The 24,113-nt window shown below is 54.2% G+C and carries 21 protein-coding genes; 14 read left to right on the top strand and 7 right to left on the bottom strand.

The features are described from left to right. Positions 1–5 precede the first annotated feature (5 nt). Positions 6–2,135 carry an intracellular growth attenuator family protein gene (locus GJ746_RS23440; protein ID WP_154682303.1) on the bottom strand — a complete coding sequence of 710 codons (2,130 nt, stop codon included), beginning with the start codon at positions 2,133–2,135 and terminating at the stop codon, positions 6–8. Between the two features lie 330 nt (positions 2,136–2,465). On the opposite strand from GJ746_RS23440, the gene nudE reads away from it, so the two are divergent. Further along, positions 2,466–3,026: an ADP compounds hydrolase NudE gene (gene nudE / locus GJ746_RS23435; RefSeq protein ID WP_154682302.1), complete on the top strand. Its 561-nt coding sequence runs from the start codon at positions 2,466–2,468 to the stop codon at positions 3,024–3,026. Positions 3,027–3,111: 85 nt separating this feature from the next. On the opposite strand, the gene mrcA is transcribed toward nudE, so the two are convergent. Continuing rightward, a complete protein-coding gene (gene mrcA, locus GJ746_RS23430; protein ID WP_154682301.1) occupies positions 3,112–5,670 on the bottom strand; it encodes a peptidoglycan glycosyltransferase/peptidoglycan DD-transpeptidase MrcA in 2,559 nt (852 codons plus the stop codon). A gap of 117 nt (positions 5,671–5,787) precedes the next feature. Between mrcA and GJ746_RS23425 the strand changes: the two genes are divergently transcribed. The 12 genes from GJ746_RS23425 (at position 5,788) to trpS (ending at position 15,748) form a co-directional block, all read left to right on the top strand. Next, entirely contained in the window at positions 5,788–6,579 is a 792-nt protein-coding gene (locus GJ746_RS23425; protein WP_154682300.1) for a pilus assembly protein, read from the top strand. Beyond that, positions 6,576–7,115, top strand: a complete 540-nt coding sequence (locus GJ746_RS23420; protein WP_154682299.1) for a PilN domain-containing protein — start codon at positions 6,576–6,578, stop codon at positions 7,113–7,115. The genes GJ746_RS23425 and GJ746_RS23420 overlap by 4 nt, the downstream gene beginning before the upstream one ends. Beyond that, positions 7,099–7,539, top strand: coding sequence for a hypothetical protein (locus GJ746_RS23415; RefSeq protein WP_154682298.1), 441 nt, complete (start codon positions 7,099–7,101; stop codon positions 7,537–7,539). Before GJ746_RS23420 ends, GJ746_RS23415 begins: the two co-directional genes overlap by 17 nt. Further along, positions 7,529–7,936 (top strand): HofP DNA utilization family protein, encoded by a 408-nt coding sequence (locus GJ746_RS23410; RefSeq protein WP_154682297.1) that lies wholly within the window; start codon positions 7,529–7,531, stop codon positions 7,934–7,936. Before GJ746_RS23415 ends, GJ746_RS23410 begins: the two co-directional genes overlap by 11 nt. Further along, on the top strand, positions 7,845–9,086 hold the full coding sequence (hofQ, locus tag GJ746_RS23405; protein WP_154682296.1) for a DNA uptake porin HofQ: 1,242 nt from the start codon (positions 7,845–7,847) through the stop codon (positions 9,084–9,086). Before GJ746_RS23410 ends, hofQ begins: the two co-directional genes overlap by 92 nt. A 269-nt stretch (positions 9,087–9,355) precedes the next feature. Next, positions 9,356–9,877 (top strand): shikimate kinase AroK, encoded by a 522-nt coding sequence (gene aroK, locus GJ746_RS23400; protein ID WP_004106441.1) that lies wholly within the window; start codon positions 9,356–9,358, stop codon positions 9,875–9,877. A gap of 54 nt (positions 9,878–9,931) precedes the next feature. Continuing rightward, a complete protein-coding gene (aroB, locus tag GJ746_RS23395; RefSeq protein WP_154682295.1) occupies positions 9,932–11,026 on the top strand; it encodes a 3-dehydroquinate synthase in 1,095 nt (364 codons plus the stop codon). Positions 11,027–11,110: 84 nt separating this feature from the next. Next, positions 11,111–12,397 (top strand): cell division protein DamX, encoded by a 1,287-nt coding sequence (gene damX / locus GJ746_RS23390; protein ID WP_154682294.1) that lies wholly within the window; start codon positions 11,111–11,113, stop codon positions 12,395–12,397. A 78-nt stretch (positions 12,398–12,475) separates the two neighbouring features. Continuing rightward, positions 12,476–13,303 (top strand): adenine-specific DNA-methyltransferase, encoded by an 828-nt coding sequence (gene dam, locus GJ746_RS23385; RefSeq protein ID WP_154682293.1) that lies wholly within the window; start codon positions 12,476–12,478, stop codon positions 13,301–13,303. Positions 13,304–13,320: 17 nt separating this feature from the next. Further along, a complete protein-coding gene (gene rpe / locus GJ746_RS23380; RefSeq protein ID WP_154682292.1) occupies positions 13,321–13,998 on the top strand; it encodes a ribulose-phosphate 3-epimerase in 678 nt (225 codons plus the stop codon). Further along, on the top strand, positions 13,991–14,740 hold the full coding sequence (gene gph, locus GJ746_RS23375) for a phosphoglycolate phosphatase (protein WP_154682291.1): 750 nt from the start codon (positions 13,991–13,993) through the stop codon (positions 14,738–14,740). Before rpe ends, gph begins: the two co-directional genes overlap by 8 nt. A 3-nt stretch (positions 14,741–14,743) precedes the next feature. Beyond that, positions 14,744–15,748, top strand: coding sequence for a tryptophan--tRNA ligase (trpS, locus tag GJ746_RS23370; protein ID WP_154682290.1), 1,005 nt, complete (start codon positions 14,744–14,746; stop codon positions 15,746–15,748). A 90-nt stretch (positions 15,749–15,838) separates the two neighbouring features. Here trpS and cysG read toward each other — a convergent pair whose 3' ends face one another. From cysG to nirB, 4 genes are all read right to left on the bottom strand, one after another. Beyond that, complete coding sequence (gene cysG / locus GJ746_RS23365; RefSeq protein ID WP_154682289.1) at positions 15,839–17,212, bottom strand: siroheme synthase CysG; 1,374 nt, start codon at positions 17,210–17,212, stop codon at positions 15,839–15,841. Between the two features lie 11 nt (positions 17,213–17,223). Then, entirely contained in the window at positions 17,224–18,033 is an 810-nt protein-coding gene (gene nirC, locus GJ746_RS23360; RefSeq protein WP_154682288.1) for a nitrite transporter NirC, read from the bottom strand. Positions 18,034–18,229: 196 nt separating this feature from the next. Further along, positions 18,230–18,556, bottom strand: coding sequence for a nitrite reductase small subunit NirD (nirD, locus tag GJ746_RS23355; RefSeq protein WP_154682287.1), 327 nt, complete (start codon positions 18,554–18,556; stop codon positions 18,230–18,232). After that, positions 18,553–21,096 (bottom strand): NADPH-nitrite reductase large subunit, encoded by a 2,544-nt coding sequence (nirB, locus tag GJ746_RS23350; protein ID WP_154682286.1) that lies wholly within the window; start codon positions 21,094–21,096, stop codon positions 18,553–18,555. Before nirB ends, nirD begins: the two co-directional genes overlap by 4 nt. 240 nt (positions 21,097–21,336) lie before the next feature. On the opposite strand from nirB, the gene GJ746_RS23345 reads away from it, so the two are divergent. Beyond that, on the top strand, positions 21,337–22,659 hold the full coding sequence (locus GJ746_RS23345; RefSeq protein WP_154682285.1) for a cytosine deaminase: 1,323 nt from the start codon (positions 21,337–21,339) through the stop codon (positions 22,657–22,659). Here GJ746_RS23345 and tsgA read toward each other — a convergent pair. After that, positions 22,656–23,840, bottom strand: coding sequence for an MFS transporter TsgA (gene tsgA / locus GJ746_RS23340; protein ID WP_154682284.1), 1,185 nt, complete (start codon positions 23,838–23,840; stop codon positions 22,656–22,658). The two genes, GJ746_RS23345 and tsgA, sit on opposite strands and share 4 nt — an antisense overlap. Positions 23,841–24,113: the final 273 nt, after the last annotated feature.

Genomic DNA, 24,113 nt, shown 5'->3' with positions numbered 1-24,113 from the left:
GAGGTTTATTCTTGCGGGTCAGGCGAGGAAAGTAAAACCGGATTCAGGCAGCTTTCGTAGTATTTCTGGATCTCTTCCTGACGTTGGCGATGGCGCTGATAACGACGTAAAGCCAGGATGCCGTGATACGCCGCACAGCCCAGCATGGTCAGCAGCAGTAGCGTGGTTCCAAGATAGCGCCACAGCCCGGTGCGATCGGGAATACGATGCAGGTTGATATGCTGAGTACCGTTGGCATCGGTGTAAATACTGGTGACGATCCCTTCAGCCTGGAACGGCGTGTTCATCAGCATACCCGCGAGGCGCCGTAGTTCGCTCCACTGCTGGTGTGCCGGGAAATCGTATAACCCAGTGCTCGGCCATGGCTGATTCACCAGCTCGCTGCCCTCATCGCTGGCAATCAGGAAACCGCCAGGCGCCGGGCTGTTTAATGCCTGAGCCGCGCGCGCGGTTTCCCGGCTGACGAACGGAGCGGTTGAGGTGGTGACCAGATTTTCTAACGATTCCGCGCTTACCGGACGTAGCAGCACATTGACACCGTCAAGTTTACCCGCGCTGGCGCGTTTGATCAGCGTTTCCCAGTTACGAGTGTTACCGAGGTTAACCAGCGCATTTTTCAAACGAACGCAGTCGTCTTTTGCAGAGCACAGGTCGTTGGTTTTTGTGACGATATCGCCAAAGTCATCCAGTAGTACCATGCCGGATTTCTGAATAGCCGAACGCAAGGCCGGGCTGACTCGCGAATCCTCTGCGGATTCTGGATGGAGCTGGCGTTGAACGGTCTGCATCAGCGCGGTGGCTTTACTGACGATATCGGACTCCGGCAGCGGCAGGGGAGGTGCATCATTCCAGACGATTTGCGAACAGTCGAACGGCATAAACGGCGAATTCTCTTTTGCCGTCCAGGTGCCCGGCGTGTGGATATTGCACATTCCCGAGCCCTTCAGACGCAGCGTATCGCCAATGCGAATTTTCGACTTATCCAGCTGGGCTACCGTCGTGGCTTCGATAGTTTGCGCGCCTTTTAGCCATGAAAGCGTGAATTTAAACGGCATATTCAGCGGGACGCTGGCCCACAGCATCACAACAACCAGCAGCGCTCCCAGCGCGATAATTGTGCTGCGAAGCCAGTACTGAAGCGGGAAGTTTTTGACTTCATCATGCAGGGACAGGAAACGCCCCTGGCGCACAACGTGGCGGCTGAGATAAATATCAATATCCGTCTGCTGGCCCAAATCCTGAGCAATCCACGGTTGCCAGTGGCGAGGGTAGATCAGGTCGATGATGCCAAGAGAAATATTGTTGATATGCTCCTGATTGTTTTCGCCAAACAGCCCCCAGCGTTTGGGCATGCCGCGTAGACAGTGAATCTCGCGGAGCGATGTTTTGCGCGGCGGCGCGTAAATCCCCCAAATGCTGGCAAGCAGAAGTACTAAACCGCCCCCCAACAGCCAGGGAGAAAAAACATCGGGAGTTATCAGGCTGCAATAAAACAGCAGGAAAGCAGCGACCGCCAGAATGGCTTCGCGAAGACCTTCCGGGCGGCTGAGCGCGTGTTCTTCAGTCGTTTCCGGGCGGATGCTGAGCAGCTCAATTTGCTCGCTCTCTTCTCCGCGGATGGATGCCTGGGTCGCAGGAGCTTTTTCAAGAGCCAGCGCCTGGGATTCCTGCGGATAGTCGCTTAGCGTCTGGCCGTTGAGAGCAATGACCAGAGGCAGGCTGTCGGTGGAGATTAATTCGACGCTGTTTTCATCATTGATATGCTGCTCCCAGAACGGGGGCAGGTGAATCTCCACTGAATCAAGGAAATAGCGCCATTTATTGAGATCGTCAGTGGTGATGCCGTAGCGCGTAATTGCGCGGGTGACGCTATACACGGTGCCGCTCTGTTCGGTCAACGTCAGGTTTACCGGCGCGGTGCTGGCGCCAGACGCAGGGAGCTGCTGGCTGCGGCTGAGGCTTTCGAGGTATTTTTCTACGGCGCTGCGTTCTTCGTCGGAAAGCTTGCGCGTAGCGGCATCGCTAAAGGCATGCAGCAGCGGCAGGCGGCGACGTCTTGCATGCGTGCGATACCACCAGCCGATAAGCAATGCGCAGATTAGCAGAGCTATTAAAAATATCAGAAAGGTGCCCATGCCCATCCCATCATAATTATTCTTTTCTTACTGGTATCGTCGGTTGCCATTCATCATGAAGCTAAAACAGCCGCCGCAATCGGCACTTATCCTGTTAATACGGGAAAATCTATTATGCAATGCAGCAGCATACAACCTTATCAAAAACGTTAAAATCCAGAAATCGGTATATTCTCAAATACTATTCAACCTATTGACTTTTTAGTCTTTGTGGCACCAGATTTTAAAACGAAAAAGTTGCAACTATGTAAATTAGTGGCGAATTGAATTGCCGAAACCGTGCTGCGTATCGCACAATGACCTCTGTAATCACACTATAGACCGATGACAATGAGCAAATCATTACAAAAACCCACCATTCTCAATGTTGAAACAGTCGCGCGCTCGCGTCTATTTAATGTTGAAAGCGTGGATCTTGAGTTCAGCAACGGCGTACGCCGGGTGTATGAACGGATGCGGCCTTCAACTCGTGAAGCTGTGATGATTGTGCCAATTGTCGATGCCCATATAATTTTGATTCGTGAATACGCGGTTGGTACGGAGTCCTATGAGCTGGGCTTTTCAAAAGGCTTGATCGATCCGGGCGAAAGCGTACTGGAGGCCGCCAACCGTGAACTGAAAGAAGAAGTGGGTTTTGGTGCGCGAAAACTGACGTTTTTGAAAAAGTTGAGTATGGCGCCGTCCTATTTTTCCAGCAAAATGAATATCCTGGTGGCGGAAGACCTTTACCCGGAGTCGCTGCCTGGCGATGAGCCAGAGCCGCTGCCGCAGGTTCGTTGGCCGCTGTCGCAGCTGATGGCGCTGCTTGATGAAGAAGACTTCAACGAAGCCCGTAACGTTAGCGCGCTTTTTCTGCTGCGCGAATGGCTGCAGGCTCAAGGGCGGCTGTAGCGTATCGTTTCGCATGAATACGGGGTTGATACCTACAAACCGATTTCCCCCAGCCAAAAAAAAGCGCCCGCAGGCGCTTTTTTTGTCAGAACAGTTCGTGGGTCTCGCCCCCGCCATCGGTGATGGTGGTGCCAACTTCACGAACCGCCTGCTGGGTCGGCTGAGTACCCTCAATAAAGTACTCAGCGCGGCTGTTGCCGCCGCTGGCCAACTGGCCGGTACTGCGGTCGATGTTAACCGTAATGATTCCCGGCGGCGGCGTCAGCGGCTCTTCCGGCACGCCTTCCAGCACTCTCTTCATAAAATCATCCCAGGCTGGCTGCGCGCTTTTTGCGCCGCCTTCATAGCCCGATATCTGATTTTTGATTGCCCCGGAGGCGGTGGTACGGCCGAGATCGCGGCGGTGGTCATCAAAGCCAATCCAGACTGACGTCACAACGCCTGGACCATAGCCGGAGAACCACGCATCTTTTGAACTGTTAGTAGTTCCTGTTTTACCGCCGATATCGTGACGCTGCAGATCGCGGCCTGCGCGCCAGCCGGTTCCCATCCAGCCAGGTTCGCCAAAAATGTTGGTATTGAGAGCGCTTTTAATCAGGAATGCCAGCGGCGTGTTGATCACGTGTGGAGCATACTCAGGAGCCCCGCTTTGTGCCACCAGTGACTGATTTGCCTGCGCAAGCTGAGGCTGCGGAGGGACGCTGGCGTTTTGCGGCTCCTCAGAGGTCACGACGTCTTCAACATCTTTATTTTCCAGAACATTTGATTTTGGAGTATCACCGTAAATCACCGGAATATTGCACTCCGGGCAGGCAATTTTTGGACGCTCTTCAAAAATGACGCCGCCCTGATCGTTCTCAATTTTGCTGATAAACCAGGGGCTGATCAGGAAACCACCGTTAGCCATCACCGAGTAGCCGCGAGCCACCTGAAGCGGCGTAAAGGACGCGGAACCCAGCGCCAGCGATTCGGTGCGTACAATATTCTGCGCCGGGAAGCCGAAACGCTGGAGATACTCAGCCGCGTAGTCCACGCCCATGGCCCGCATCGCGCGCACCATGACAACGTTCTTTGATTGACCCAATCCCTGGCGAAGGCGGATAGGACCCGCATACTGCGGCGGTGAGTTTTTGGGCCGCCAGTCGGAGCCGGAACCAGCGTCCCAGCGGGAAATCGGCACGTCATTGAGCATGCTCGCCAGCGTTAAACCTTTATCCATAGCGGCGGTGTACAGGAATGGCTTAATGTTAGAACCAACCTGGCGCAGCGCCTGAGTCGCGCGGTTGAACTTGCTTTGGTTGAAATCGAAACCGCCCACCAGCGCAATGATTGCCCCGTTTTGCGGGTTGATCGATACCAGCGCCGAGTTGACATCAGGCACCTGCGATAGCCACCAGCTGTTACCTACCTCGCGGACCCAGACCTGCTGTCCGCTTTGCACTACATCGTTCACTTTACGCGGCGTAGCGCCCTGCTGGGTATCAGAGATAAAGCGACGTGCCCAACGGACGCCTTCCATGTTCAGCGATACCGAGGTTCCGTTGCTCAGTAACGCGACGGCCTCCTGCGGGCTTGCCGAAGTAATTACCGCCGGTGAGAGAGGTCCGGAGCCGGGAATTTTTTTCAGCGTATCGATGATTTTCTGGTTATCCCACGGCGTTTCACCCACTTTCCACAGGACGTTTGCCGGACCGCGATAGCCGTGGCGCATATCGTAATCCAGCACATTGTTACGCACCGCCTGCTGGGCTGACTGCTGATTTTTACGCGTAATGGTGGTGTAGACGCGATAGCCGTCTTCATAGGCCTGCTCGCCGTAGCGGCTGACCATTTCCTGACGCACCATTTCGCTGAGATACGGGGATGAGAAGGCAATTTCCGGCGTATGGTATCTCGCGTCGATAGCCTGGCTACGCGCCTGATCGTACTGCGACTGCGAGATATAGCCTTCGCTCAACATTCGTGACAGAACAACGTTGCGGCGGGCGGTCGCGCGGTCCATCGAATAGAGCGGGTTAAAGGTTGACGGCGCTTTAGGCAAGCCCGCAATTACCGCCATTTCGCTCAGCGTCAGCTGATCCACCGTTTTGCCGAAATAGACCTGTGCGGCGGCGCCGACGCCGTAGGCGCGGTAGCCGAGATAGATTTTATTCAGGTACAGCTCAAGGATTTCATCTTTGTTGAGCAACTGCTCAATGCGGATCGCAAGGAAGGCTTCTTTCACCTTACGCATCAGCGTCTTTTCAGGACTCAGAAAGAAGTTACGCGCCAGCTGCTGAGTAATCGTACTGGCGCCCTGCGAAGCGTGGCCGGAGAACATCGCAACGCTGGCGGCGCGGAAAATCCCTACCGGGTCAACGCCATGATGCTCATAAAAGCGGCTGTCCTCGGTGGCGATAAACGCTTTTATCAGCTCAGGCGGCATTTGCTGCAGCGTGACGGGAATACGGCGCTTTTCGCCATATTGCGCGATCAGCTCGCCATCCGCGCTATAGACCTGCATCGGGATTTGCAAGCGCACATCCTTCAGGGTTGCGACATCGGGGAGCTGCGGCTCTATATATTTATAAAGACCAAAAATCGAGCCTGCTCCCAGCAGTACGCAACAGACTGCAAGGATAAAAAGATACTTTACGAACTTCACCGGAGATTTCTCATTTAGTTTTCATTGGGCAGTTTATAAACAAACGCGCAGTAGTATAAAGGCAAGCCTGGTGCATTGATATAGCGAAGCATATTGGCTGATAAGGAGATCGTAAGCATGGCTTTTGGAAACTGGCGCATAGGAATGCATATCCAGCAGGACCATATTGCTATTGTCGCATTATTACATGAGCGTTCACGCTGGGCGCTGCGCCGCTGGTGGAATATCCCACTAATTTCCGGCACCGTGCGGCAGGGAATGGTGATGGACGCAGAGTCACTGGCCCGGCAGCTGCAAAGCTGGCGGCGCGAGCTGCCTTTACAACATCAAGTGTATATCGCTTTCCCGGCGGCGCGAACGTTGCAAAAACAGCTCCCGCGTCCGCAGATTTCATTAAGAGAAAGCGAGCAGGCAACGTGGATTGCCAGCGCCATGTCGCAGCAGCTGGAAATGCCTGCATCTTCGCTATGTGTCGACTATTCAGAAACTACCGCGGCCGATGGCTGGCGGGTTACCGCCGCGCAACGGTTGGATATTAACGTATTGTGCCGCCTGGCAAATCTTCTGAAGCTCAGGGTTGTAGGCGTTGTTCCGGATGCCAGCGCGCTTAGCGTTTTTCTCCCCTCGCTACCCGCTGAGATTCAGGGGCTGGCGTGGCGTGACGAAGCAAACTGGCTCTGGGCAACTAGCGATAGTTGGGGATACTGTCCGTGCAGCGAAGTCCCCTCTTTTTCCCACCTGGTTTCACAGCTCAACGCCGGCGCGTTCAGGCTCTGCACCGCAGAATCGCTTGATGGGCAGAGCTTTGACGCCTGGAGCGTCATTTCTCGCCTGCAGCCTCCGCTGCCGAGCGATGGCGAGCGTTTTACCATTGCCCTGGGGCTGGCGCTGGGAGCGCGTCGCTCATGAGCCAGCTCGTAAACTTTCTTCCCTGGCGCGAAACTCGCCGACGGCAGCGTTTGCAGAGGACGGGGCTGCTGATCGTCAGTTTGCTGCTTATTCTGTTTGCGGCCCTGATTGCCTCACGGTTCAACAACAGGGCCGAACACGCGCTCGATACGGCAAAGATAAATGCGGATAGCCGGCTTGAGAGCGCTTTTCAGCAGCGTGAGCGGGACATGCGTCAGAGTTTACAGCAGCAGGAACAAAGGCGCTTGCGTCTGCTGCGGCGCGACAAAACCGCTGCCTGGCAGACAAGATTGCAGGGGATAGCGGCGCTTATCCCGGCGCAAGCCTGGTTAACTCACCTGGAATACCGTCAGGATACCCTGCTGCTGAGCGGGTTAACGTTGAATCTTAAGGAGGTAGCCGCGCTGGAAAAAGCGCTGAGAAAGATCGGCGGATTTCGTCCTCCCAGGACTGGTGAAACGCAGCGCGATAGCGAAGGGCGCTGGTTGTTTCACTTTTCAATGACAGGAGAGAGCGCAAATGCAGGAACGCCTTGAACGTTGGCTAATAGCACCTAAAAGCCGGTTCGCCATAGCTGTCGTTCTGGTTCTTATTATCGGTGCCTGGACAGGGTTCTTTCTGTGGCCCCGGGCAGAATTACAAGAGGGGCGAGCGACGCGTCCCCAGGAGCAGTGGCGAAAACTGTTGTCGCTGCGGGCAGCTCTGCAGGCCATCGCGATCGATGAGGAGCGGCTGCAGGCCTTTTCTCCTGTTGATCTTCCGGTTGCAGGAGCGGCGCTTATCTCCTGGCGACCGACAGGAACTGGAGGCGAGATGCAGCTGGCGGTTAACTGGCAGGCAGTACCAGCGCTCTTTTCCTGGCTGGCCCGCTGCGGGGTGCAGATCACCGGGTTCTCAATGCACCCGGAAAAACAGGCTTTGCGGCTGACTCTACAGCTGGAGGCGGAAGATGCGCCGTAGGTGGTGGTGTTTATTGATTTTTCCGTTACCGCTATTTGCGGAAGAACGCGATCCGTTCCAGCCAGTAGCCGATACCTGCCGTACGGCGCAGCTTAGCCAGTGGCGCTACGGCGGAGCCATCGGCGATCCGCTAATGCCGATTGGCCTCTTGCAGGATAGCGCGGGGAAGTGGCGTCGCGTGAGGACAGATGAGACGTTGCCTACCAGCTGGCGGGTTACCCTCCTGACATCCGAGAAAATTGTAATTTCAACCGGCTCTGGGTGTGAACCTGCACAGTGGGTCTGGCTACGAAAAGGAATAAAGAATGATGCGATGGATAAGCCTGCTGTTTTTGCTCCTGCCGCTGATGGGAGCCGCGGCAAAAAAAGATCTACCGATGTCGTTGGTCGTCGATGATGTGCCGGTAGCCCAGGTATTGCAAACCCTGGCTGAATTAAAACAAAAAAATCTCGTGGTGGCTCCGGACGTCAGCGGCACGATATCTCTCCATCTTAAGGATGTGCCCTGGCTACAGGCGCTGCGCTCGGTTATCGATACCGCCGGTCTGGCCCTGACCCAGCAAGGCTCAGTGCTGTATGTTCATACTCAATCCTGGCAAAAGGCGCAGCAGGCACAGCTTGAGGCAGAAAGAGCGAAGCGTCTGCAGAATCTTCCTTTGCAGGGGCATAGCATGGCCTTACGCTACGCTGATGCTGAAGAGCTGGTTAAAGCCGGAGAAAAACTGCTGAGTGCGCGTGGGCATCTGGCGGTTGATAAACGAACTAACCGCCTGTTAATTCGTGATGATGCCCGGCATCTTCCGGCGTTAAAAGCATGGGCCCTTGAAATGGACGTGCCCGTGGGCCAGGTTGAGCTGGCGGCGCATATTGTTTCCATGAGCGAAACCAGCCTGCGCGAACTGGGCGTTAAGTGGAGCCTGGCGGACGCCGGCACTCCTCCGGGTTCCGGTAAATTGACAACCTTGAGCAGCAATCTGGCGGTGGGGGATGCCAGTACGAGAGCTGGGTTTAATATCGGCCGCATTAGCGGGCGACTTTTAGAGCTGGAACTTTCTGCCCTTGAGCGGAAGCAGCAGGTGGACATCATCGCCAGTCCCAGATTGCTGGCTTCGCATATGCAGCCCGCCAGCATTAAGCAGGGAAGCGAGATACCATATCAGGTTTCCAGCGGCGAAAGCGGCGCGACCTCCGTTGAGTTTAAAGAAGCGGTACTGGGAATGGAGGTGACGCCGACGGTGCTATATAAAGATCGGGTGCGTTTAAAACTTCGAATTAGCGAAAATACGCCGGGCCAGGTGCTCAAGCAGGAAAATGGTGAAGTACTGGCTATCGATAAACAAGAAATTGAAACCCAGGTTGAAGTAAAAAGCGGCGAGACCCTGGCTTTGGGGGGGATTTTTTCGCAAAAAAATAAATCTTCTCGCGATGGTATTCCTCTACTTAGCGACATTCCCTGGCTTGGTCAGCTGTTTCGCCGTGATGGTAAGGATAACGAACGACGTGAACTGGTTGTATTCATTACTCCACGTATTCTGGCAGCGCATTAGGCGGGTTTTTCATGCTAAACACGTTTCAGGTGTTTGACGTGAGGACGGATTTAGCATACAAGGGGTACCGATTTGAGAGTCGGGTACGACATCAATCCTCCCTTTCTTGTCCGGTGATTTATTCTGTTGCCAAACCAGCCGGAGTATTGAGATAATTTTTAGTCTGACTCTCGCTCTATTGCATATGAGGTTTCAGTTCATGTCCTGCTGCGCTGGGTGTCTGCGAAGCGGGTTTACCATTAACGAATAGTCTTAGTAGTACCGAAAAAATGGCAGAGAAACGCAATATCTTTCTGGTTGGGCCTATGGGTGCCGGCAAAAGCACTATTGGGCGCCAGTTAGCCCAACAGCTCAACATGGAATTTTACGATTCCGATCAAGAAATTGAGAAACGCACTGGCGCAGATGTGGGTTGGGTCTTTGATGTAGAAGGCGAAGACGGCTTCCGCGACCGTGAAGAAAAAATCATCAATGAGTTGACGGAAAAACAGGGAATCGTGCTGGCAACCGGCGGTGGCTCTGTAAAATCCCGTGAAACGCGTAACCGTCTCTCCGCCCGCGGCGTGGTGGTCTACCTGGAAACAACTATCGAAAAGCAGCTTGCCCGTACGCAGCGCGATAAAAAGCGTCCTTTGTTACAAGTTGATGCGCCGCCTCGCGAAGTTCTGGAAGCGTTGGCAGACGAACGTAATCCGCTGTATGAAGAGATTGCTGATGTCACTATCCGCACTGACGATCAAAGCGCGAAAGTGGTAGCAAACCAGATTATTCATATGCTGGAAAGCAACTGATTCTGGCTTAATAAAGTGCGTCAGAGTAAAAGCAACTGAGGTGGACGTCGCGTTATGGAGAGGCTTACTGTAACTCTCGGGGAACGTAGTTACCCGATTACCATCGCGGCTGGTTTGTTTAACGATCCAGCTTCCTTCCTGCCACTGAAATCCGGCGACCAGGTTATGCTGGTCACCAATGAAACGCTGGCGCCGCTTTATCTGGATACCGTGCGCTCCGTACTTGAGCAAGCGGGAATAAAAGTCGATAGCGTGATTCTTCCCGACGGCGAGCAGTTTAAAAGCCTGACGGTAATGGATACCGTTTTTACTGCGCTATTGCAAAAACCACACGGCCGCGACACTACTTTAGTGGCGCTCGGCGGTGGGGTGATCGGTGATTTAACCGGATTTGCCGCTGCCAGCTACCAGCGTGGCGTGCGCTTTATCCAGGTACCAACCACCCTGCTGTCACAGGTGGACTCTTCGGTCGGCGGCAAAACCGCCGTCAACCATCCTCTCGGCAAAAATATGATTGGCGCCTTCTGGCAGCCGGTATCCGTTGTTGTCGACCTCAACTGTCTCAAAACGCTGCCGAAGCGCGAGCTCTCCTCCGGCATGGCTGAAGTGATAAAGTACGGCATCATTCTTGATGGCGAATTCTTTGACTGGCTGGAAAATAACATCGATGCCTTGATGGCGCTGGATGAAAAAGCAATGGCGTACTGTATTCGTCGTTGTTGTGAGCTGAAAGCTGAAGTTGTCGCTGCCGACGAGCGAGAAACCGGGTTACGTGCTTTACTCAATCTTGGTCATACTTTTGGTCATGCTATCGAAGCTGAAATGGGCTACGGTAATTGGCTGCATGGTGAAGCGGTAGCTGCCGGTATGGTGATGGCGGCACATGCGTCTGAGCGTTTGGGAAGGTTTAATCCGCAGGATACGCAGCGAATTATTCATCTGTTGCAACGTGCTGGCTTGCCGGTATGTGGTCCTCAGGAGATGGCAGCAGACGCGTATTTGCCCCACATGATGCGTGACAAAAAGGTGCTGGCAGGCGAGATGCGGCTGGTGCTACCCCTCGCAATAGGGAAGAGCGAGATACGCGGCGGAGTACCGCATGATGTTGTTCTTGGCGCGATTGCTGATACGCAGCAGGCGCAACAATAAGAAGGTCTGGCCGCGTTCGCGCGGCGTTATCATTTCGGGTGACGTGCAATAGTCGTGAGCATAAGCCTTTTAGTGGGGTGTTAAATGGATGAATTAAAACCAGAAGACGATATGAAAGCCGATCGCAGCGATCGTCGTACTGGTCGTTCTCGTCAGTCTTCAGAGCGTGATGCCGATCCGCAGATCAATTTTGATGATGTCGATCTTGATGAGGCTGACGATGGTCGCCCGACGCGCGGTAGCAAAGCACGCCGTGAGCGCGACGAAGAACAGTATGAAGAGTATGAAGAAATAGAGACTGACGAAAGCGATGACGCAGAGCGTCAGGTTGAGCGTCGTCCACGTAAGCGTAAAAAGGCCCCAGCGAAACCGGCATCTCGTCAGTACATCATGATGGGCGTGGGGATCCTCGTTCTGCTACTGCTGATCGTTGGCGTCGGCTCCGCGCTTAAATCACCGTCTTCCTCATCCAGCGAGCAAACGGCTTCCGGTGAGAAAAGTATTAACTTGTCCGGCGCTCAGGACAATAACACCCAGCCTGCAGCTCAGGAGTCGTCAACGACGAGCAATTCGCAGCCGCAGGATGTTTCCCTGCCGCCGATTGCTTCTAATCCGACTCAGGGCCAGACTACCGCTGAACCACAAGGCCAGCAGCGTGTTGAAGTTCAGGGCGACCTGAACAACGCGCTGACCCAGCAGCAGGGCCAGATTGACAGCGCTGTGGCAAATTCTACTCTACCAACTGAACCTGCTACCGTAGCTCCGGTGCGCAATGGTGCCGCCCCGCGCCAGGCCACCACGGAGCGTCAGACGGCAGCGGCAACAACGGCAACGCGTCCGGCTGAGCGTAAACATACGGTTATCGAACCGAAACCGCAGACAACGGCGAAAGCGACAGCACAGCCGAAGCCAGCTCCAGCTCAGCCTAAGCGCGTGGAAAGCGTCGCGACCACAGCTCCAGCAACAGCTCAGACGACAAAGCCTGCCGCAACTGCGCAGACCAAACCGGCTGCGACTGCCGCTACCGCTCCAGCAGCAACTGCTGCTGCCGCTCCGGCAGCAGCGGCTTCTACGGGTAAAAGCGCGGGTGATGTCGGCTCGATGAAGTCCGCGCCGTCCGGCCATTACACTCTTCAGCTCAGTAGTTCTTCTAACTACAACAACCTCAACAGTTGGGCGAAGAAAGAGAAGCTGGAAAAATATGTTGTCTATGAGACTACGCGTAACGGTCAGCCCTGGTATGTTCTGGTGAGCGGTATTTACGCTTCGAAAGATGAAGCGAAACGTGCTGTTGCCACTCTGCCAGCAGATGTACAGGCAAAAAATCCGTGGGCAAAACCGCTGCATCAGGTTCAGTCTGATCTGAAATAATGCCGCGATGTAGTCTGAAGCGCAGGATGCTGTCGGAGCTTTCTCCACAGCCGGAGAATGTGTAATTAGTTAGGCAGCATGAAAAAGAATCGCGCTTTTCTGAAATGGGCGGGGGGGAAATACCCCCTGCTCGACGATATTAAAAAGCATTTGCCGCAGGGTGATTGCTTGATTGAGCCCTTCGTGGGCGCCGGGTCGGTATTTCTGAATACCGACTTTTCTCGTTATATCCTCGCTGATATCAATAGTGATTTGATTAGTCTGTATAACATCGTCAAACTGCAAACCGATGAATATGTAGCGGCTGCGCGTGAGATGTTTACGCCAGAGAACAACGTTGCGGAACAGTATTATCAGTTACGTGATGAGTTCAACCTTAGCAAGGAACCCCTGCGTCGCGCGGTGCTGTTTCTTTATCTGAACCGTCATGGTTACAACGGTCTGTGCCGTTACAACCTGCGCGGTGAGTTTAACGTGCCGTTTGGCCGCTATAAAAGGCCCTACTTTCCCGAAGCAGAGCTCTACCATTTTGCGGAGAAGGCGCAGCATGCCGAGTTTCATTGTGAGTCTTATGAAGACTGCATGAAGCGAGCAGATAACCGTTCGGTGGTTTACTGCGATCCCCCTTACGCGCCGCTGTCGTCAACGGCGAATTTTACGGCTTATCATACGAACAGCTTTAGCCAGGAACAGCAGGAGCTGCTGGCTAAAAAAGCGGAATCGCTAATGAAAAAGCGTATTCCAGTGCTTATTTCAAACCATCGCACGCCGCTCACTCAGGAGTGGTATAAAAATGCCGCTGAGACGCATATTGTGAAGGTTCGACGCAGTATTAGCAGTAACGGTGGTACACGTAAGAAGGTGGACGAGCTTCTGGCTCTGTACCGTCCGCCCAAGACCAAATAAATTTCAAGGAGATGCGGATGAAGCAGTATTTGATTGCCCCTTCGATTTTGTCGGCTGATTTTGCCCGTCTGGGTGAGGATACCGCCAGGGCGTTGGCTGCTGGTGCCGATGTCGTGCACTTTGACGTGATGGACAACCACTACGTGCCGAATCTGACCATTGGTCCGATGGTACTGAAATCACTGAGAAATTACGGTATCACCGCGCCGATAGATGTACATTTGATGGTCAAACCGGTTGACCGCATCATCCCTGATTTTGCCGCGGCTGGCGCCAGCATCATTACTTTCCATCCGGAAGCCTCTGAACACGTGGATCGCACGCTGCAGCTTATTAAAGAGCACGGCTGTAAAGCTGGTCTGGTGTTTAACCCCGCCACCTCGCTGAGCTATCTTGATTACGTGATGGATAAGCTGGATGTCATTTTGCTGATGTCTGTAAACCCGGGCTTTGGCGGCCAGTCTTTTATTCCGCACACTCTGGATAAACTACGTCAGGTTCGCCGCCGTATTGATGAATCCGGCTACGACATTCGTCTGGAAGTCGATGGCGGCGTAAAAGTGAGTAATATCGCTGAGATCGCTGCCGCCGGCGCGGATATGTTTGTTGCCGGTTCGGCCATTTTCGATCAGCCGGACTACAAAGCAGTGGTCGAACAAATGCGTAGTGAATTAGCTAAGGTTAGCCATGGATAAGTTACAGAATATTCGCGGCGTGGCGTTTGACCTTGATGGGACGCTGGTGGACAGCGCGCCGGGGTTGACGGCTGCCGTTGATAACGCGCTGTATGCGCTGGAACTCCCGATGGCGGGAGAAGAGCGGGTCGTGACCTGGATTGGCAACGGCGCAGACGTTCTGATTCAGCGAGCGCTGACCTGGGCCCGTCAGGAGCGAGCGACGCTAAGAGCCGCGCAGGGTAAACCTTCCGTCGATCACGATGATATTCCACAGGCTGAACAACAGGCGATTTTGCGCAAGCTGTTCGACCGCTATTATGGCGAAGTCGCGGAGGAGGGGAGCTTTCTGTTTCCAGCCGTTGCCGATACGCTGGGGGCGCTGCACGCACAAGGCCTGCCGCTGGCGCTGGTGACCAATAAACCGACGCCATTTGTCGCGCCAATTCTTGAGTCGCTGGATATCGCCAAATATTTTACCGTTGTTATTGGCGGTGATGATGTAAAAAATAAAAAACCGCACCCGGAACCGCTGCTTCTGGTTGCCGAGAAACTGGGTCTGGCTCCCGCAGAGCTGCTGTTTGTTGGCGACTCTCGCAATGATATTCAGGCTGCGAAGGCGGCGGGTTGCTACTCAATCGGTCTGACGTACGGATACAACTACGGCGAACCGATTTCGCTGAGCGAGCCGGATGACATCTTTGACCAATTTAATGAACTCTTGCCCGCTTTAGGGCTACCGTACAGTGAAAATCAGGAATAAAAAATGACTAAGCCCATCGTTTTTAGTGGCGCACAGCCCTCAGGTGAATTGACCATTGGCAACTACATGGGTGCGCTGCGTCAGTGGGTAAACATGCAGGACGATTACCACTGCATTTACTGCATCGTTGATCAGCATGCGATTACTGTCCGCCAGGATCCGCAGCAGCTGCGTAAGGCTACGCTGGATACGCTTGCTCTGTACCTGGCGTGCGGTATCGACCCGCAGAAAAGCACCATTTTCGTTCAGTCCCACGTCCCGGAGCATGCGCAGCTGGGCTGGGCGCTGAATTGCTACACCTATTTCGGCGAACTGAGCCGCATGACCCAGTTTAAAGACAAGTCATCGCGCTATGCGGAAAACATTAACGCCGGTCTGTTTGACTATCCGGTGCTGATGGCCGCCGACATCCTGCTGTATCAGACTAACCAGGTGCCGGTCGGTGAAGACCAGAAGCAGCATCTGGAGCTGAGCCGCGATGTTGCTCAGCGTTTCAATGCTATCTACGGCGACGTGTTTAAAGTGCCGGAGCCGTTTATTCCAAAATCCGGCGCGCGCGTGATGTCGTTGCTGGAGCCGACTAAAAAGATGTCCAAGTCCGATGATAACCGCAACAACGTTATCGGCCTGCTGGAAGATCCGAAATCGGTGGTGAAGAAGATCAAACGCGCGGTTACCGACTCCGACGAGCCGCCGGTTGTTCGCTACGACATCCAGAACAAAGCGGGCGTTTCCAATCTGCTGGATATCCTCTCTGCCGTAACCGGTCAGAGCATTCCAGAGCTGGAGCAGCATTTTGAAGGCAAAATGTATGGTCACCTGAAGGGTGAAGTGGCAGACGCCGTTTCCGGTATGCTGACGGAGCTGCAGGAGCGTTACCACCGTTTCCGTGGTGATGAGGCGTTCCTGAATCAGGTGATGAAAGAGGGCGCGGAGAAAGCCAGCGCTCGCGCTTCCGTTACCCTGAAAGCGGTTTATGAAGCGATCGGTTTTGTCGCCAAACCCTGAGCCATTTGCTGGTTAACGCGCAATGAAAAGCCGGGTGCAAAAGCATCCGGCTTTTTAACAAGCGCGCTGTCTTGAGCCTGGTCAGAGTAACTAGTGGTTTGAGAACCAGTTCAGTTTGCCGCGCAGGCCGACCACTCGGCCGACAATAATCAGCGCCGGGCTGGCCATCTGCTTCGCCAGAATATCCAACTGCTCCAGGGTTCCGGTGACAACTTTCTGAGTTATCGCGGTACCGTTCTCAACGATAGCTGCGGGCATATCCGCCGCCATACCGTGAGCTATCAGTTTTTCCCTGATGGCAGGCGCCTGGTTCAGACCCATATAGAACACCAGGGTTTGTTTTTCTACCGCCAGGTTTTCCCAGTCCAGCTCGCCGCCGGTTTTAAGGTGTCCGGTGACCAGACGCACGCCCTGGGCAAAATCACGATGGGTCAGAGGGATGCCTGAGTAGGCGGAGCAGCCGGAAGCCGCGGTAATTCCCGGTACCACAGAGAAAGGAATACCGGCATGGCACAAGGTTTCCAGCTCTTCGCCGCCGCGCCCAAAGATAAACGGATCGCCGCCTTTCAGCCGCACCACCCGTTTCCCGCTCTGGGCCTCGCGCAGCAGAATCTGGTTAATCTCCTCCTGCGGTACGCAGTGGTAGCCTGAGCGTTTGCCCACGAAGACCCGATCGGCATCGCGGCGCACCAGGTTCATAATATCGTCGGAGACCAGGCGATCATAAACCACGACGTCGGCCTGCTGTATTTGCTGCAGCCCTTTAAGAGTCAGCAGCCCGGCATCGCCGGGGCCTGCGCCCACCAGCACCACTTCACCACGATGGTCCAGCGGCTCGTTCAGAAGCTGCTCCGTAGCATCAGCCACGGCCTGGCGGTCTTCGTTGGCCAGCGACTGCGCCAGCCTGTCGTTAACAAACAGCTTCTCCCAGAAGCGGCGGCGTTCGCCAACGGTGGCAAACTGTTTCTTCACCCGGGAGCGTAGCTGACCTGCGTAGTGGGCCAATTGACCTAAATGTAGCGGCAGAACCGACTCCAGCTTTTCGCGCAGCAGGCGCGCCAGCACCGGCGAGGTGCCGCCAGAAGAGACGGCTACCATAAGCGGCGAGCGGTCGATAATTGACGGCATGATAAAGCTGGCCTGCTGGGGAGCATCGACCACGTTGCAAAATATTCGCCTTTCTTCCGCTGACCTGCTGACCTGCTGATTCACCGCCTCGTTATCGGTAGCGGCAATCGCCAGCCAGCAGTTATCCAGCAGCGCAGGATTAAACTCGCCTTGTACCAGGGTCAGCATGTTCGAATCAGCCCAGACCTGGAATTGCGGTACGAAATCCAGGGCGTTGACTGTTAATCTGGCGCCCGCATCCAGCAACAGGCGAGCTTTACGCTCAGCAACATCGCCACCGCCGACTAACAGGCAATCGCGATCGCGTAATTGGCAAAAGATAGGCAAATGGTCCACGACATTACCTCTTAATTATTGGCTGCAGCCTCTGATTGTTTAATTTTTTCCGGAACGGGGCGCTCCGATTTCGGCGTAGCATACCAATAACCTAACCCCATAAATACGACACCGGACAAAGTATTGCCGAGTGTTACCCATAACAAATTATGCCCAATTCCGCTCAGGGTATAGGCATCGCTGTGATGGCCGAACCAGGAGAGGGCAAACAGCGTCATGTTGGCGACCGAGTGCTCATAGCCGGAGGCGATAAATGCCAGCAGGCACCACCAGATAGCGATAAATTTCGCCGCGCCTTCAGTACGAATTGCCATCCAGATTGCCAGACATACCAGCCAGTTACATAGCGCACCTTTGAAAAAGAGCGCCATCGCAGATTGGCTGGTTTTGGCTAGCGCGACGGTGTGGACCAGGCTGCTATCGACCGGCAGCAGGCTGCCGCTGCCCCAGTTGTACAATAGCGCCACAAAAACAGAACCTAAAAAGTTACCTGCCCAGGTTTGCGGTAAAATCGCCCACATCTGACTCTGGTTGATGGTGCCCGCTTTTACGCCGAGGGTCAGAAACATAGTGTGGCCGGTAAACAGTTCAGAACCGGCGATAATCACCAGGGTTAACGCAATGCCAAAGGTGGCTCCCATTACCAGCGGACGAACGGCAGGATCGAGCAGATTTCCGAGGGTGAAAATAAGAATTATGCCGATGCCGACGTAGGCGCCAGCCATCATTGAGCTAACCCAAAAGCTGAATGGATTATTGGCTGAGAGGCGTGCAATGCGTGCAGCGTTAGCCGCGCACTTGTTAATCGTGTCCGTAAACATAGGATTGTCCTTTTACACTTTATCCTTTGCGCTGTCTTTTTGTTGGCGGCCTTCGTTATTCGGCCCGTCCCTGAGTCTCATCCCGGGGTGACCAGGGCTCGCTCAGTTGCCTTCGCGATGCAGCACAAATGATTTTGTGTTATCAATTGAAGAAAAAATTTAAAAAAAGGGAGGCGTTGCGCCTCCCGTAAAGTTGTTAACCGCGTAGCTGCACGACGCCATCTTTCACTCGCGCTTCATAGTGCGCGACTGAATGGCTTTCATCTTCCATACATAAGCCGTCACGCAGGCGGAAGCGCTGTTTTTTCAGCGGGCTGGCAACCCATAGTTCGCCCTGATGCTCGGCGATCAGGCCCCGTGACAGGACGCTGGACTCAAAGAACGGGTCGATATTGCTGATCGCAAATACCTGGTCGCTGTGAAACGGGCGGAAAATCGCCACCTGTTTATCACCTAACAGCGCGCAGACGCCGGTTTCCGGCAGGATGTCATCAAGTTTGCAGATGTTTTTCCACTGGCTCATGCGTTTTCCTCCACCAGAGTCACCGGGATACGTTCGTACGGCGCGGCCGGACGATGCTGTTCACGTTCAGGCACGACCTGGACGTTCGGGTCGCGCTTGTCGCTGTTGATGAAGTGCCTGAAACGCACCTGGGCAGATGGCGTGTTAACGGTTTCCGTCCACTCGCAGACCACCGCTTCACGCAGGCGGGACATCTCTTCTTCCAGATGCTCATTCAGACCCAGCTTGTCGTCGATGATCACTGACTTCAGGTAGTCGATGCCGCCTTCAAGGTTATCCAGCCACGGCGCGGTACGGGTCAGTTTGTCGGCAGTACGGATATAGAACATCATGAAGCGGTCGAGATATTTCATCAGCGTTTCACGATCAAGATCGGCGGCCAATAGATCCGCGTGACGAGGCTTCATGCCACCGTTGCCGCAGACGTACAGGTTCCAGCCTTTTTCCGTGGCGATGATGCCGACATCTTTGCCCTGGGCTTCGGCGCATTCACGGGTACAGCCGGAGACGCCAAACTTCATTTTGTGTGGGGTGCGGATACCTTTGTAGCGGTTTTCCAGCTCCACGCCGAAGCCGACGCTGTCGCCGACGCCGTAGCGGCACCAAGTGCTGCCTACGCAGGTTTTTGCCATCCGTAGCGCTTTGGCGTATGCGTGACCGGTTTCGAAGCCTGCGTCGATTAGCTGACGCCAGATTTCCGGCAGGTCGTCTTTCTGCGCACCGAACAGGCCGATACGCTGAGAACCGGTGATCTTGGTGTACAGGTTAAATTCACGAGCGATACGCCCTACGGCTACCAGGCCTTCCGGGGTGATTTCACCACCCGCGGAGCGCGGAATAACGGAGTAGGTACCGTCTTTCTGGATATTGGCCAGGAAATTGTCGTTGGTATCCTGCAGCGGGGTGTGCTGCGGCTTGAGGATATATTCATTCCAGCAGGAGGCCAGCAGGGAGCCAACGGTCGGCTTACACACTTCACAGCCGTAGCCTTTACCGTGTTTCGCCAGCAGCTCTTCAAAAGTTTTGATGCCTTCCACGCGAATAAGGTGGAACAGTTCCTGGCGGGAGTATGCGAAGTGCTCGCACAGGTTATTGTTGACTTCGATGCCCTGTTTCGCCAGTTCGGCGTTGAGAACCTGAGTCACCAGCGGAATACAGCCGCCGCAGCCGGTTCCGGCTTTGGTTTCCGCCTTCAGCGCCGCCACCGTGTGGCAGCCTTTATTAATGGCGGCAATCAATGCGCCTTTGGTGACATCGAAGCAGGAACAAATTTGCGCGCTATCCGGCAGCTTATCCACGCCAATGGACGGCTTACCGCTGCCCGCGTGCGCAGGAAGAATTAGCGAGTCCGGGTTTTCCGGCAGTTCGATGGCGTTCAGCACCAGCTGCAGCAGGTTGCCGTAATCGCTGGTATCGCCCACCAGCACCGCGCCGAGCAGGGTTTTATTATCTTCACTGACGATAAGGCGTTTGTAGACCTCTTTGCTTTCGTCGAGGTACACGTAGCTGCGGGCGCCAGGGGTGTGACCGTGGGCGTCGCCAATTCCGCCAACGTCAACGCCCAGCAGCTTCAGCTTGGCGCTCAGGTCCGCGCCTTCAAAGGCGTTTTCGGTGTTGAGGATATGGTCAACGGTCACCTGGGCCATTTTATAGCCCGGGGCCACCAGGCCGTAAACGCGGTTGTTCCAGCTGGCGCATTCACCGATGGCGTAGATATCCGGGTCGGAGGTCTGGCAGGCGTCGTTGATCGCGATACCGCCGCGCGGAGCGACTTCCAGACCGCACTGGGTGGCCAGCTTATCGCGCGGGCGGATACCGGTAGAAAAGACGATGAAGTCGACTTCCAGCTCGCTGCCGTCGGCGAAGCGCATGGTTTTACGCGCTTCGGTACCTTGCTGAACGATCTCTTGGGTATTTTTGCTGGTGTGCACGCGCACGCCCATGCTTTCAATTTTACGGCGTAGCTGTTCGCCGCCCATCTGATCGAGCTGTTCAGCCATCAGCATCGGCGCGAATTCAATGACGTGGGTTTCAACGCCGAGGTTTTTCAGCGCGCCCGCGGCCTCCAGGCCTAACAGCCCACCGCCGACCACTGCGCCGCGTTTGCTGCGACGGGCGCAGGCTTCAATGGCGTTGAGGTCTTCAATGGTGCGATAAACAAAACAATCCTGCGTTTCAGAACCTTTGATCGGCGGGATCCATGGATAAGAGCCGGTTGCCATGACCAGCTTGTCATAGAATACGGTACGGCCCGCGCTGGAGTGGATAACCTTCTCCTGACGGTTGATGGTGATGGCGCGTTCGCCGACCAGCACCTTAACGCCGTGCTTTTCATAAAACCCCTCCCGTACCAAAGAGAGCTCTTCGGCGGTGTGGTGGGAAAAGTAGGATGAGAGGTGTACGCGGTCGTAGGCGATACGGGGTTCTTCACAGAAGACGGTAATATCGAACAGGCTGGCGTCGGATTTATCAAGAAGGTCCTCAATAAAGCGATGGCCGACCATACCATTACCAATGATAGCGAGTCTGACTTTGCTCATTTTTGCCTCGATTTCTTTTATATTACCGCCTACCTTAACGATTCAGCCACGATACTTATTGATGCAAATCAATTACACCTTTACCTACCACTTAAGTGGTATGTTTATGATTTGTCAGTATTTTTATAAGTGCTGGAAAATGCTGGCTTTTCCTTTTCGCCTTTTTTATGTACAAAATTGGCAACAGAGACCCACAGCGGGTTGGACAAAACTTCAGCAACAATTACGGGAGTCATCGATATGACAGCAGCGCCGCTTTGGTTAATTGAGAACGTTCGTCTGCCCGAACGTGAAGGGCTATGGCAGATAGTGATAGACAAGGGGCGCTTTGGGGATATCACCCCAATGGGAGAGGCGCGCAGTGAGAATTTTGAAGTGCTGAATGCACGCGGTGGGCTGGCGATCCCTCCTTTTATTGAACCGCATATTCACCTTGATACCACCCAAACCGCCGGAGAGCCGAACTGGAATCAGTCCGGAACGCTGTTTGAAGGAATTGAGCGCTGGGCGGAGCGTAAGGCTTTATTGAGCCATGAGGATGTTAAAGCCCGCGCGTGGAAGACGCTGAAATGGCAAATTGCCAATGGTATCCAGTTTGTACGTACCCACGTCGACGTTTCAGATCCTACGCTAACCGCGCTCAAGGCCATGCTGGAGGTAAAACAGGAAGTCGCGCCGTGGGTAGATCTGCAGATTGTCGCCTTCCCACAAGAGGGTATTTTATCCTACCCCAATGGTGAGGCTCTGCTTGAAGAGGCGCTGCGTCTGGGAGCCGATGTGGTGGGCGCAATTCCCCATTTTGAATTTACTCGCGAATATGGCGTGGAATCCCTGCATATCGCTTTTCGTCTGGCGAAACAGTATCAGCGCCCTCTGGATATTCACTGCGATGAAATCGACGATGAACAGTCACGGTTTGTTGAAACCGTAGCGGCTCTGGCGTTAAAAGAGGGTATCGGGCCGCAGGTTACCGCGAGCCATACTACCGCTATGCACTCCTATAACGGTGCTTACACCTCGCGTCTTTTCCGTTTGCTAAAGCTATCCGGTATTAACTTCGTCGCTAACCCGCTGGTCAATATTCACCTTCAGGGACGCTTTGATGACTATCCGAAGCGTCGCGGCATTACGCGCGTGAAGGAGCTGATGGCGGCGGGAATTAACGTCTGTTTTGGCCATGATGATGTGTTTGATCCGTGGTACCCGCTGGGCACCGGTAATATGCTACAGGTGCTGCATATGGGGCTGCACGTTTGCCAGATGATGGGCTATCAGCAGATTAACGATGGACTTAAGCTGGTGACGGAAAATAGCGCGCGTACGTTTGGCCTGAGCGATTACGGCATTAAGACGGGTAATACGGCGAACGTGGTGATTCTGCCCGCTGAAAACGGCTTTGAGGCTGTGCGTTGCCAGGTTCCGGTACGTTGGTCAATTCGTCAGGGGAGGGTGATTGCTACGACGCAGCTGGCGCAAACCTGGGTACAGACAGACAGGGGCGGAGAGGAGCTGTTCTTTACCAGAAATAGCCCCTTTGCCGGAACAAAGGGGCCAGAGGCTTAGTGCGATACCGCTGCCGCGTTGTTCTGGCGGTGGCGGGAAACAAAACCGAGGATCAGACACATCACAAACACCACGGCGTACAGGCCGTTAGCGGTATGCAGTGCTGCCAGCGGTCCGCTGGCGGCCACGATTGGACCGGTAACGACGAAGGTCAACATGGTACCCACGGTGCCGCAGGTCAGAATGAAGTTCACCAGCTTCGGCGATGATACTTTGGTCTGGAGTGAACCCAGGGTGATGATCGAGGTATAGATGGCGCTGGAGAAGAAGCCAAGGCTCAGGATAAACCACGGCATATGCTCCGGCGAACCGTTGATAAACAGATACATCAGCACCGTCGCCACGCCAGCCAGTACGGTCAAAATTCGCTGCAGGTCAAAGAAGCGCAGAATAAAGCTGAATGACCACATGCCTATCATGTACGACATCCAGAAATCGCTCACCAGTTTACCCGCATCGCCCAGGCTCATTCCCAGTCCTTTGGCGTATTCCGGTACCCATGAGATAAAGCCCAGCTGGCCGAGGATATAGCACAGTGCGGCGATGGAGAGAAACAGTACGCCGATACCCCATTTTTCTTTCACTACCGGCTGGCTATCCTGCCGGGCTTTTTTACCCAGCACCGGAAATTCGCAGCCGAAGGTCAGCACGAAAATAGCCACGTAGACCAGGCCGATACAGGCATAAACCCAGTACCATTCAATACTGCGCGCCAGCAGATAAGCCGCCAGCATCGGGAAGATCATTCCCGCCATGCTAAAAAAGGAGTCGGTGAACAGCAGACGCGCGCCGCGCTGACGTCCTTCATACATATGGGTAATCAGGAAGGTACCGATCGACATGGTGATACCGCTGACCAGCCCCAGCACAAACATTGAGGCGGAAAACAGCGCCAGGCTATGGCTGAACATTAAACCAGCGACGGCCAGAATCATCAGGATAAAGCCAAAGCGAAGCTGGGTTTTCAGCGGAACAATTTCCATCAGCCAGGCGTTCAGGAAGATAGAGATGAGAATACCGGCGTTAAGAAAAGTAAAGGTGTTACTCATACTGGAAACGGGCAGATGGAAATAATCTGCGATATTTCCCATCACCATCCCGGTGACGATCACCAACGCGCCGGTCAGGGCGTAGGAGAAAAAGCTGATCCATGTGAGCTTGATACGATTGCTGTTAGTCATGACTGGCCTGTGAATAGAAATGTAAAGCGCGTTGACTCTGCGCCGGGCGGACAGATTTTATTCGCTGGAGTGATGTAATCAAACTTTTATTGTGAAATTTGGATCTATTTGCAATTTTAAATGTGAAATAAGTCACATTTTATTATTTTGCTGATAAATCAGAACATCGTTACAAGTGTTTCAGCTAAGTAAAATTAGGTAAAAGGCTAGCCCAGGATGCAAAGGCTCTTTAGAATCAAAGCACTCGCTTTTTATTCTGCTCCGTTAAGGAAT

It is taken from the genome of Klebsiella oxytoca, assembly GCF_009707385.1.
GTDB classification, from domain to species: Bacteria; Pseudomonadota; Gammaproteobacteria; order Enterobacterales; family Enterobacteriaceae; genus Klebsiella; species Klebsiella oxytoca_C.
This window is presented reverse-complemented; position numbering and strand designations above follow the sequence as displayed.